9 protein-coding genes are annotated in these 12,429 nt (G+C 44.6%); 8 read left to right on the forward strand and 1 reads right to left on the reverse strand.

Annotation, left to right across the window (positions count from 1 at the left end):
* Positions 1 to 267: 267 nt before the first annotated feature.
* Positions 268 to 1,104 (forward strand): hypothetical protein, encoded by an 837-nt coding sequence (locus Q1B03_RS19725; protein ID WP_299745740.1) that lies wholly within the window; start codon positions 268 to 270, stop codon positions 1,102 to 1,104.
* A gap of 136 nt (positions 1,105 to 1,240) precedes the next feature.
* On the forward strand, positions 1,241 to 1,960 hold the full coding sequence (locus Q1B03_RS19730) for a UTRA domain-containing protein (protein WP_299745743.1): 720 nt from the start codon (positions 1,241 to 1,243) through the stop codon (positions 1,958 to 1,960).
* Positions 1,961 to 2,001: 41 nt separating this feature from the next.
* Here Q1B03_RS19730 and Q1B03_RS19735 read toward each other — a convergent pair whose 3' ends face one another.
* On the reverse strand, positions 2,002 to 3,729 hold the full coding sequence (locus Q1B03_RS19735; protein ID WP_299745746.1) for an amylo-alpha-1,6-glucosidase: 1,728 nt from the start codon (positions 3,727 to 3,729) through the stop codon (positions 2,002 to 2,004).
* A gap of 124 nt (positions 3,730 to 3,853) precedes the next feature.
* Here Q1B03_RS19735 and Q1B03_RS19740 point away from each other — a divergent pair, with 124 nt between their 5' ends.
* The 6 genes from Q1B03_RS19740 to Q1B03_RS19765 all read left to right on the forward strand — a co-directional run bounded on the left by Q1B03_RS19740 (position 3,854) and on the right by Q1B03_RS19765 (position 12,420).
* Positions 3,854 to 5,350, forward strand: a complete 1,497-nt coding sequence (locus tag Q1B03_RS19740; RefSeq protein WP_299745749.1) for a PTS transporter subunit EIIC — start codon at positions 3,854 to 3,856, stop codon at positions 5,348 to 5,350.
* A gap of 212 nt (positions 5,351 to 5,562) precedes the next feature.
* Complete coding sequence (locus Q1B03_RS19745; RefSeq protein WP_299745752.1) at positions 5,563 to 7,425, forward strand: sensor histidine kinase; 1,863 nt, start codon at positions 5,563 to 5,565, stop codon at positions 7,423 to 7,425.
* A complete protein-coding gene (locus tag Q1B03_RS19750; RefSeq protein WP_299745755.1) occupies positions 7,400 to 9,004 on the forward strand; it encodes a response regulator transcription factor in 1,605 nt (534 codons plus the stop codon). The genes Q1B03_RS19745 and Q1B03_RS19750 overlap by 26 nt, the downstream gene beginning before the upstream one ends.
* The gene (locus Q1B03_RS19755; protein WP_299745757.1) at positions 9,001 to 10,338 is read left to right on the forward strand and encodes a sugar ABC transporter substrate-binding protein; all 1,338 of its coding nucleotides are present in this window, start codon (positions 9,001 to 9,003) and stop codon (positions 10,336 to 10,338) included. The genes Q1B03_RS19750 and Q1B03_RS19755 overlap by 4 nt, the downstream gene beginning before the upstream one ends.
* Positions 10,339 to 10,641: 303 nt before the next feature.
* Entirely contained in the window at positions 10,642 to 11,526 is an 885-nt protein-coding gene (locus Q1B03_RS19760) for a sugar ABC transporter permease (protein ID WP_299746047.1), read from the forward strand.
* 15 nt (positions 11,527 to 11,541) lie between these two features.
* Positions 11,542 to 12,420, forward strand: coding sequence for a carbohydrate ABC transporter permease (locus Q1B03_RS19765; protein ID WP_299745760.1), 879 nt, complete (start codon positions 11,542 to 11,544; stop codon positions 12,418 to 12,420).
* Positions 12,421 to 12,429 lie beyond the last annotated feature (9 nt).

Genomic DNA, 12,429 nt, shown 5'->3' on the forward strand with positions numbered 1-12,429 from the left:
CCGAAATCAGGATTGAAAGTGGTTCAAACTGGATTGATTATTGTCGCGAAGGTACACTCCATCGAAGTAATCATCCCAAAATCGTCCTGCAGCCTCTCCAAAACTCCTAATCTCTTTAAAATTAGATAAAACCCGTCCCGAAAATTTCTTAATTAGGGGTTGAGAAGGAAAAATAGGTCGAGATAAAGAATGTCTAATGAGCGGAATAGATTGAAAACGTAGAGCCTAAAAGGCAAGAAAGAGAGAAACCTAAGGGAAGTGTATGACATGAATACGAAGCTGATCATTATTGAAGGTATACCTGGATCAGGAAAGACTACAACAGCTACCTATATCAAACATCATTTGGAGGAGTCAGGATCACATGTAAAGCTTTATCAGGAGGGAAATCCAGGGCATCCTGCAGATTACGAATTTACTTCCTGTTTAAATCATACTCAATTCAGGGAGCTCTTAACTAAATATCCAAAAGAGCAAGATCTAATCATGAAGTATACAAAAGAAAAAGAGGACTGGTATTTTATTCAATATCACGAATTAGGGAAAGAGGATGGCGGTAACTCTCTTATCGCGGATGATTTAGCCTCTTATGATGTGTATGAATTGAATTTGGAAACGTATGAAAAAGTGTCATACAACTATTGGGAGGAATTTATTAACGATACGAACTTTGGCAACACCGTATATATTTTTGAATGCTGTTTTCTACAAAATCCATTTACAAAATTTATTGCAAAACATAACGCCGGCGTACCCAGACTGGAACATCATTTATCCAAGATCGGCTCTTTGATTAACCCTCTGAATCCTTTGCTGGTCTATCTGTATCAAGATGACATCCGTAAATCTTTTAAACAGGTTTTTGAAGAACGTGATCCAGGCTGGAGGGACTTCTTCACCGACTATCACATGAAGAATGGCTACGGAAAAGATAAACTTCTCACAGGGTTCAATGGACTGGTTGAGTACTTGGAAATGCGAAGGGATGAAGAATTAAGATTGATTGATTCCATGGATATGAGAAAACTACTCATAAAGAATGATGAGAAGGATTGGGAAGAATATAATGGATTGATTAATAGGGAGCTTTCTCATTTAGAATAGAGGGAGACATGGTACGGTCCTCTTGTTTCTTGAGGATTTTCCCCTTTAACTTATGTTACTATCTTCTATAGGAACAATAGGATATAATGGTGCCACTAAGCATCATACATACGGATAGGTAACATAGGAGGCTATTATGCCGAGAACGAAGTACGTAGAAATATATGAAGATTTAAAGCAAAAAATTGAAAAGAATGTCTATGAGTATCAGCAATTGCTTCCTTCAGAGAATACGCTGGTGAAAGAGTATGATTGCTCACGGAATACAGTGCGCAGAGCGATTGGGAATCTCGTCAATGAAGGGTATGTGCAGACGAAGCATGGCCAGGGGGCCCGTGTGATTTATCAGGATTTCAAGCAGAATGAATATATGTTTGGGGAGACGGAGACGTTCAAAGAGTTTGCCCTCCGAAATCATAAGAAGCATCAGACGAAAGTGGTTGTGTTTGAGGAATTGACCGTGGATGAATCGATTCATGAGCACACGCTGCTTCCGGTCGGTGTTGACGTGTATCATCTCAAGCGTGTCCGTTATTTAGAGGGGAATCCGGTGATCATGGACTACAATTATTTCCGGAAAGATGTCGTAAAAGGTCTCACAATCGATATCGCGGAAGATTCGATTTATGAATTTCTGGAAAGAGAGTTGAACCAGAGAGCGGTCACGGCAAAGAGGAAAATGGTTGTGGAACGAACAACGGAAGCGGATGAGGAGTACTTGAAGCTGGATGGATTTAATAGTGTCGTGGTTGTGACGAGCCACATCTTTAATGCAGATGGTGTGATGTTCGAGCATACTCAATCCAGACATACACCAGGGAATTTTGTCTTTTTTGATCAGACACAGCGGAAATAAAAAAGTGTACGAGATATTTTCATCTCGTACACTTTTTTTCTCTATTTTGCTAGTTTTGCAGCTAAGTGGATAAACACACTGGATGTCCATGTATGGGCCAGGTCTCTTAATCCTTCTCCAGTTTCTGCATGGAAGTTTTCCGCAAATCCCCCGTGCTTGCAAAGGTCCAGGAATTTCCGTGCTACTTCCGTTGCCAGTTCAAATTCTCCGCACTCTTCAAATGCTTCTACAAACAGGAGGGTGGTAGGTGCCCAAATCGGTCCCCTCCAATACGCATCCTCTTCATATAGAGGGCTGTCGATTGCTTCGGAAGCGATTCCCCATTTGGTTAAATACCGGTCACTGCTCAAGACTTCAATCATTTTTTTTCGAGGAGCCTCAGGAAGTTTGTCGGCCAGAATAATCGATACCAATGGCAGACTCCCTTGACTCTCGATCATTTTTCCGTCTCTGGTAAAACGGGCGACGGGCAGGTCATCTACCAGAAAGTACTCACAGAACTTCTTCGTATATCGTTCCGCTTCCCTTTCCCAATACCTCTTATCCTCTTCGTGCTCCAATTTACCCGAAACAACGGCCAGCATATCCATCGATTTAATCAGGAACGCCGTCAAATCAGGTGAATCGATGATATTGGCGTCTCTGAAAACGGTGCTGTTATCCTGTCCGGAGTCATTTCCGTGATGGTACTCGCAAATGCCATCCCCATTAAAATCCTTGTATTGAAGATAGAATTCTACATGTCTCTTAGTTTGAGAGTAGATGGTCTCCAATTGCCCGGTGGACAGCGACATTTTCTCCATCATTTTCAACACGAATAAACCTTGTACCGGCGGTTTGGAGAAATTCCAGCGGATGGTCGAATCGCTGACGGACCCCGGGATTTGACCTTTATCGTCCTGGTGATCGAATAGCAGCTGGATCTGATCCCAAGCGAGCTCATTGTCGACACCGGCAAGAGCCAATCCGTTGAAGGCATTGTCCCAGCTCCATACACCAGGGAAGTTGGCATTCGACATATACATGGCTTTTCTTTTTAAAAGACCTTGCTCATTCACGATACATGTCCAGTTCAGATAAGCCGCTTCTCTGAGTGTCTGTTCATATCCTTCAGGGACATCCGGCTGTTTTGATAAGAAAGCAGAAAAGTGATTCGTGCTTTTTTCTAAAGCTGCTTCAAACGTGTATTCTCTTTTTTCCGGAACAGCCCCGTGGGTCGGGACGTCTTCGATGACACAAAGGAAGTCTTTGTCACCTTCATTTTGGGTAATGTGTATACTGGACAGGTTATCCGCCTTATTCGTACTGCCTGTCGTGTCCATGAATACATTTTGCTGCAGGCTGACTGAGCCGTTCGGTGCAAAGATCATGTACTTGGTCAGATTCTTGTAGCTGTTGATGAGGCAGAATTCTTCACCGGTATTCCCTAATAGATAGTTATATTCAAAGTTGAAAACAGGCTGGGTATCGAGTGTGAGCCCAACGTTCTCTCCAGTGCCTTTTGCAAAGATTCTCTCTGAATCTTCAAAGCAAAGCTGTAATTCTCCGCCGTCGAATGAAAGGGAGATTTTAAATTCATCGGCTTTATATGTGTACTCAACCGGGATCCCGTTCACTGTAGGTATGATCTTGAGTGCATTCTGGTGCTGCTTGGATTTACCTCGTACTGAATTAACATAAATACCTTTTTTCTCAGGGACTTCGCTCTCCTGGTATGTGAGTGCCATATAGGAACCAAAGTGGCTCATCGGCGTGACTTTTATATCCAACTTTCAACACTCCTTTTCACAATTTTTCTTGACAACTTTTGATAACAATTTATACTGTACTATAACGAACTTGTTTAAACAAGTTAGAAAATTTATGTAAGCGATTAAATGAGGAGGTCATGAGATGGGCTTTAAAGAGAATGTTGCTGACATTATAAAGAATATAGGGGGTTCAGAAAACGTCAGTAATGCGTCGCATTGTGTGACGAGGCTGCGTTTGGTGTTAGTAGATGAGAGTTTGGTAGATAAAGAGGCTTTAGAGGAAAATGAACTCGTGAAAGGAACGTTCTCAGCGAGTGGTCAGTTTCAGGTGATCATCGGTCCTGGGACGGTTGATAAAGTCTACAAAGAATTTGTACAACAAACCGGTGCTGATGAAGTAAGTAAGGATGAAATGAAGAAGATCACAGCAGAGAAAGGAAATGTCCTTCAAAAGGGTGTCCGGGTCTTAGCGGATATCTTTATTCCGATTCTGCCGGCCATCGTGGCTGCCGGGTTACTGTTAGGATTAAATAACCTGCTTGCAAATCCGGGAATCTTTTATGATGAAAAATCACTCCTCGATGTTCATACTGGCTGGACTGGCTTTGCAGAGTTCATTAATGTGATTGCTAATACAGCGTTTACCTTCCTGCCTGTACTCATTGCCTGGTCCGCTGCGAAGAAGTTCGGCGGGAGTCCATTATTGGGAATCGTACTGGGGCTGTTATTGGTCCATCCTTCACTGATGTCTGCTTATGCATACGCAGAAAACCCCGGGGATGTTGAATATTGGAGCTTATTCGGATGGGACATTGCAAGGATCGGTTATCAGGGACAGGTTCTACCCGTCATTTTTGCCACTTTGATCTTAACTTGGTCTGAAAAGCAGTTGAAGCGATTCATACCGGATAATTTACAAATGCTATTTGTGGCACCGCTTGCATTGGTGTTCGCGGGACTTTTAACATTTGGTGTCATCGGACCGATTACGATGACAGGTTCAAACTGGATTACGGATGGGATTCTTTATCTGTTTGAAGTATCACCTGCATTTGCCGGTGGAGTATATGGATTTATCTCAGGGCCACTGGTTATTACAGGGATGCATCATATTTTCTTAGGAGTAAACCTGCAAATGGCCGGTACGCTTGGCTATGTTACGTTATGGCCGATCGGGGAAACGGTTACACTTGCTCAAGGGGCTGCCGCATTGACGATGTTCTTTATCCTGAAGCAAAATAAGAAATTAAAAGGTGTGTCCTTAACAGCGACACTATCTGCATGGCTAGGGGTTACCGAACCAGCCATTTACGGGATCAACCTTCGATTCCGATACCCCTTCATCGCTGTAATGGTCGGAAGTGCAATCGGAAGTGCGTATCTGGCGGCACAAGGAGTGAAAGCAACATCTGTAGGAGTAGGCGGAGTACTATCTTTCCTATCGGTTTATCCAGAACACTGGAGCTTCTACTTCATTGGGATGGCCATAACGTTTGTCATTACCGTTGGATTAACGTTCGGATTTTTTAAGAGCAACTTATTTAAAACCGGTAATACAGCTAATGGAAAGTCGGAAGGAAAAGCTGATGCTACGGTAAAAGGTGAGAAGGCGTTGAAGACGGAGAATGCTTCTGTCTAGTTCCTGGACAGCGTCTTTGTTCCACCGACCAATATAAGAACTTTGTTGAAAATGTACTATTATTGTTGAAGAACCAGTCAGTGATGGCTGGTTTTTTTTATGGTGTAATTCTCTTCATACTGAAAAACTGCCACCGCCCACCAAGCATCCCCTAATTTATTTTCCATCTTTTTTGACCTCCTATACTATGGTAAATTAAGAAGAATAGTAGTTTGAGTTTTCAAAAAAATACACTGATAGAAACGGAAGCAGAATATAATCATTCTGCCTCGATTAATGGAGGCGCTATGTTTTTCTCACTTCGCAACCGATTATTTATGATCTTTACGTTGCTTCTGACGTTTCCTTTTCTGGTTCTATCCATCTTGATCCCCAACTGGTTTACGTCCATCATGGAGGACCGGACGAAGGATTCGACGATCGAGATGATGGAGCAATATTCATTATATATTGATTCGATCACCTCCCAGGCAGAAGATTTAGGGAAGCAGGTATTGGTGAACCCGACGACTCAGGAATGGATTAAGTCCGAGGAAAAGGATGGAGAGGCTACGAGTGCCGAACGGCTTTTGATGAAGAACCAGTTGAAGGCCGAGTTATCCTCGATGATGATTAATAATTCCAAGGCGATGTCCGTGTCTGTTTATCTGAACGACGGGACGGGCACTGCGGGAAATCTTCCTCCTCTTGAGAAGACGATTTGGTTCAACGATTTTTATGAAGAAGACCAGCGCTGGCTGCGTTCCCATAATGATTTGATGGCTGACCAAGTAAACAGTTATCTTCTTCCTCTATTTGATATCAACACCCTCGATTTATCCGGTGTGATTAAAGTCAACTTTCCATCCTCCCTTCTTGAGAAAGCGTTAAGTAAGATCAAGCTGGGGGAAAACGGGAGGGTTTACCTGCTGGATGGCCGCGGCAGAAATGTGCTGACGGGCAGCATCGATACACCAAAGAGCGTGGTAAAAGAAAGTTTGCAGTCCATGAAAACGGGGATCGGAAGCTCTGGCTTGATTGAAATCCCTTATGAGAAGGAAGAGTATATGATCTTCTATCAAAAGGTAAAGGTAGGGGACTGGGTGCTCGTCAGTGAAATTACCAAGTCTGAATTGTTCGCGAAGATCGATGAGCTTCAGAGGAACCTTCTTTTGACGAGTGGCTGGATTTTCTTATTGACGATTATGGCGTCTTATCTTCTTTCTTCTACGATTGTCAAGCCGTTAGGGAAATTGACGGGTGCCATGAAGCTGGTGGAAACAGGGGACTTTAAAAGAGCGAAGGATTTCATCCCTTCGATCAAGACGGCAAATGACGAGATTGGGTATGTGGTGGATGTGTTCGGACAGACAACGAACCGGTTGAACACTCTGATTGAAACTGAATATGAAGCGAACATCCGCAGGCGGGATGCGGAGTACAAGGCACTGCTCCTGCAAATCAATCCCCATTTCCTCAATAATACCCTGGAAATCATCGGAGGGCTGGCAGCGCAAGGGAAAAACAAAGAGGTGATTGACGTCACGATCCATTTAGGGAGAATCATGAGATATTCCCTCAATACGGAAACAGACATGGTGACACTTGGGGAGGAAATGACCTATATACGGAGGTTTACAGAAATTCTCAAGCTGCGTTATGAAGAGGCTCTGACGGTTTCCATCCAGGAGGATCCTGATGCTGCCTCACTACCAATCATTAAGTTTGTCATACAGCCACTCGTGGAGAATGCGGTGAAATATAGTTTCATAGAGAAGACGGCAGCCTCTATCCACATATCCACGAAGAAAGTGGATGACTGGGTGGAGATTGTGATTGAAGACAACGGAATCGGAATCCCTGAGGCAATCGTGGAAGAATTGAAGCATATTCTTGAACGCCATGAATCGAGGAATGTATTGGAGAGCAAAGGACGGAGCATCGGGCTGAGAAATGTCCTTGGCCGCTTGAAGTTGTATTACGGAGAAAATTTTACCTATCACATTGCATCTGAAGAGAAGCAAGGCACTACCATTGCCTTGTACATAAAGAGTGGAAGGGGGGATATTCATGCTGAAGGTGATCCTGGTCGATGATGAAATCCAGATTCGGAAAGGACTCAAGTGGAAGGTCAATTGGGAAGAGGAAGGATACGATATTGTCGGTGAGGCTTCGAATGGAAAGGAAGCGCTGCAGGTCGTAGAAGAAGAAAAGCCAGATCTCGTCCTGACCGATGTCAGAATGCCCGTCATGGATGGGATTCAACTGGTGAAGACGTTATCGGCCGAGTATCCGGATATCAAGGTCATTGTGTTGTCTGGCTATGCTGATTTCGAGTATGTCCGATCGTCGTTGGTCGAAGGCGTTAAAGATTATCTCCTAAAGCCTGTCGATCCAGAGGAATTATCCACTGCCCTCAGAAAGAGCAAGCATGAAATCGAAGCCGAGAAGAAAAGAAGGATCGAAACGGACAGAATGACCCAATTGATTCACCATCATGCAGAGGAAATGAGGGAGCAGTACCTGCTTCATCTGGTGAAGGATGAATGGGCGGAATTGAACATCACCGGGGAAAGACTGCGGCAGTTGAAGCTGGATGAACTCGCAGGAGAGGATGCGGTCGTGCAGTTTATCACCGTCGAAATTCGAAGCTTAGAAGGTGAGCAGGTAAGGGAGCTGTTTCTCCCTTTCAGAATGCTGTGCAGGGAATTATCCTATGAGCATGAGGGGGTTTTGTCCTTTTATGATACGAGCTATCCGAATATGATCCATTTCCTCTGTCATCATCATTCAGGTGAGAATCAAGCTCGGCTTTTTGTTAGTGAGCTTCAACGCAGTGTCAGCACGTATCTGAAACTTGAAACGGTCATCGGGTTAGGCAAAGAGGTGAGAGGCTTATCTCAGTTGAAGAACGGGTATATTTCATCGCTTCTTTCCTGGAGTCAAAGTTCAGCAGGCGCCAAGTCTCAGCTCATCGATGGGACAACGAATAAGCAGACCATCGAGTTTACGGAGGAAGCGGAATGGAAGCTTTCAAACAGTATGGAGCAGGGTGATTTCGGCACTTTCAAGAAACTCCTCCTCGCGAGTCTTGCAGAATGTGACCAGCAATCGATGATGTCGTATTCCTTTGTTGCGAACCGGGTGCTGTTCATGCTTGGATCCATGGCAAGGAAATACGATCTGTATTCCGATGACATGAAGAAAATGATATGGAACTGTCAATTGAGTATATGGGAACTGACCTCCAGGGACCGGGTGAAAGAAAATCTACTGGAGGCAGCAAGGTCGATTACGGAAAAAGTGAGTGAAACCCGCCGTTCCTCAAATGGCACCGCCATCGTGGAGAATGTGAGACAGTATATGGATCGGCACTACGCCAATGAAATTTCCTTAACCTCCCTTGCGGATCAATTCCATATCAATTCAGCCTATTTATCGGAGATGTTTAAAGAACAGGTGGGACAGAATTTCAGTGATTATCTCGTAAATCTTCGAATGGACAAAGCCCGGTCCCTATTAATGGATGAACAGTTAAAGATCATTGAGATTGCTCATCTTGTGGGTTACTCCAATTCAGGCTATTTCAGCACCGTTTTCAAGAAGAGATTCGGGCAGAAGCCCTTGGACTATCGAAAATCCATGATAGCGGATAGGGCGGGGGAGGCGCGATGAAATACAAATTAACTGCCATCTATCTTACAGCTTCGATTCTCATTGTTACGGCCGGGGTATACATCGTCTTCTATTTCACCTCCTTCCAAGATGGTGGAGGAGAACAAGTAGGAGAAAAAGTGGATGACGAGTCTAAGATCCACCTGACATTCTGGAGAAACAGGGGGACGGACCTCGAAAATCAGGCATATGACGAGCTGGTGAATGAGTTCAATAAGGAGCATCCGGAAATTGAAGTAGAGATGGTCCCCATAGCATATGGTGATTATGAGTTGAAGCTTAGAACCGAAATCGCAGCGGGTGACCCTCCTGATATCATGACGATCGATACGCCGACCCTCGCCCTTTATGCCAGTGCAGGTTCTCTTCTATCTTTGGACAGCTATATGAGAAATGGTGGACACATAGAGGATCTGGCCTCTCCGACTTTAAAGGGAATCACGTATGAGGATGAAATCTACTTATCACCGATTGTAGAATCAAGTGTGGCACTTTTTTATAATATTCATTTATTCGAAAAAGCCGGGGTGCCGCTCCCATCCAAAAACCCGAATGATCCGATGACGTGGGAAGAGGTACTTGAAGCAGCAAAGAAAATATCTGCGTTATCCCCGGATGTCACGGGAATCGATCCGGCCCAGGGATTTCCTGATGGAGAGTCCCCGTCCTACTTCAAGATGCCGCTCCTCTGGCAATTCGGTGGTGACGTACTGGGTCCGGATAATCAGACGGCGAGGGGGTATTTGAACTCTCCGGAATCACTTGAAGCACTTCAGTTTTATCAGGATCTGTATCAAGTCCATAAAGTCGCCAAAGTGGAGATGCCTCCTGAGGCACTGGAAACCGAGAAGCTTGGGATGACGGTGCTCGGTTCATGGATGGTGGAGAGCCTCTCGATGATGAATCCTGACTTCCGATTGGGGGAGGACTTCGGCATTACAGCCCTTCCTAAGGGAACGTATCAGGCAGTTCCGAATGGAGGTTGGTCCCTCGGCATATCGTCTGAAACCGACTATCCTGATGAAGCGTGGGAGTTTATCCGTTACGTCACCAGCTTTGAAGGAGCAAAGAAGTATGTGGAAATCACCGGGGATGTTCCGGCCCGTTATTCTGTTGCAGAAGCCTTTCCCGAGTTCAATGAATATCCTAAGAATATTTTCGTACAGCAAGCACAGAAGTATTCAAAGAACAGACCGGTTACCCCCGCCTATCCTGTCGTCAGCGATGCAGTCAAAACCTTATTCGAAGACGTGGGGATCGGAGGGAAGGATGTAAGAACGTCTGCAGAAGAAGCCGTTCGAAAGATTAATGAAGAATTGAATGATATGGAATAGAAACCTCTGGCAGATGCCAGGGGTTTTTTATATGAAAAACTTCCAAAAAAATTAAACCTTTTTACCCGAAAATAGTAAACGTTTTCATTCTGGGATTCTAGTAAAGTGAAAGCAACAGACAGATTGGTAGTAACAAAAAATGCAGGAGGTGACATCATTCAATGCTTTTAATGAAACCGCTGTCAGACGTTTGATTGATTTTTTTCAAAGGGGGTCAAAGGATTGCAACCACTTGCCAAGGCTGAAACCCGGCCTGTTTCAAAACCAAGGACCAATAGTAAATTGAAAACCAAGCTCCATTATATGAAGAAAAACTATATTCTCTACTTATTTCTTGCGCCAGCTATCATTCTTACGATCATTTTCAAGTACGTTCCCATGTACGGGGCATCGATTGCTTTTAAGGATTTCAGCCCGATCAGGGGTATCGCGGGCAGTGAATGGGTGGGATGGAAGCATTTTTCGACCTTTTTATCGTCTCCTAATTTCATGGATATCCTGGTCAATACGCTGAAACTCAGCTCCTTTGAACTTCTGATAGGGTTTCCGATCCCCGTGATCCTGGCACTCATGCTGAATCAACTCAGAAAAGCAGGAGTGAAGAAGAACATTCAGTTGATCCTGTATGCCCCTCACTTTATTTCCGTCGTCGTCATTTCGGGGATGATCTTCCTCTTCCTATCGCCGACGGGACCGATAAATGCCATGCTGTCCGTCTTTACGGATAAACCGATTTCGTTTATGTCGGACCCTGATTCATTCAGGAGCATCTATATCTGGTCAGGTGTATGGCAGGGTGCAGGGTGGGCTTCGATCATCTATGTGGCGGCACTCGCCAATGTGGATCCGCAGCTTCATGATGCAGCCACTGTAGACGGGGCTTCCCTGCTGCAACGCATTTGGCATATTGATCTTCCGACGTTGAAGCCTGTCATGGCTGTCCTGTTCATCCTGGCTGCTGGTGGGATCATGGCAATTGGGTTCGAGAAAGCTTACCTCTTGCAGACGTCTATGAATCTGCCAAGCTCGGAAATCATTTCGACCTATGTATACAAGCGGGGGCTGCAGGCGGGAGACTATTCATTTGCTACCGCAGTAGGATTATTCAATGCCGTCATCAATGTCATCTTACTAGTGTTTGTTAATCGGGTTGTAAAGAAATTAAACGAAGGCGAAGGTCTCTTATAGAAAGGGGGAAACGAGATGAACCAATACACCAGGTCCGATAAATTCATTCTTTTCATTAATAAAATCCTGCTTGGGGGAATCGTGATCGTCGTTCTGTTTCCTTTAATGTACGTGCTACTGGCGTCGGTCCTTGAACCGAATGTGCTTGTGAAAAAAGGATTGTTCATCAGCGGTTCGGATTGGACATTTGAAGGATATAAACGGATTTTCGAAGACGGGACCATCGTCAAAGGATTCATCAATTCCATTCTGTATTCCTTTGGGTTCACCCTCATCACCGTGAGCGTCTGTATCTTTGCAGGCTATTCCCTCTCGGCTGATGGGCTCGTCGGCCGCAAGTTCATCATGGTGTTCTTTCTCATCACGATGTTCTTCAACGGAGGGCTGATCCCGACTTATATGGTGGTGAAGGACTTAGGGATGTTGAACACGATCTGGGCCATCATTGTCCCGAATGCCATCAACGTCTGGTTCATCATCCTGGCAAGAACGTATTTTAAATCAATTCCGAATGAACTGAAGGAAGCGGCAAGGATCGACGGGGCATCGGAGTTCAGAATCTTCCTGAACATCGTATTTCCATTGTCTAAACCGATCATCTTTGTCATCGCCCTCTATGCTTTCATTGGACAATGGAATTCCTATTTCGATGCGATGATCTACCTTGAAGACAGGGATCTGTACCCGCTTCAGCTCGTCCTGCGTTCCATCCTTATTCAGAATGAAGTACAGCCGGGAATGATCGCTGACCAGCAGGCGGCAGCGGAACTCCAAAGGATTTCTGAGATGATCAAGTATTCATCCATCGTATTGGCCAGTTTGCCGCTGATCATTATGTATCCATTCTTCCAGAAATACTTTGAAAAAGGTGTTATGGTGGGATCTTTAAAATAATCTATATTT

This window comes from uncultured Rossellomorea sp. (assembly GCF_947488365.1).
GTDB lineage: Bacteria > Bacillota > Bacilli > Bacillales > Bacillaceae_B > Rossellomorea.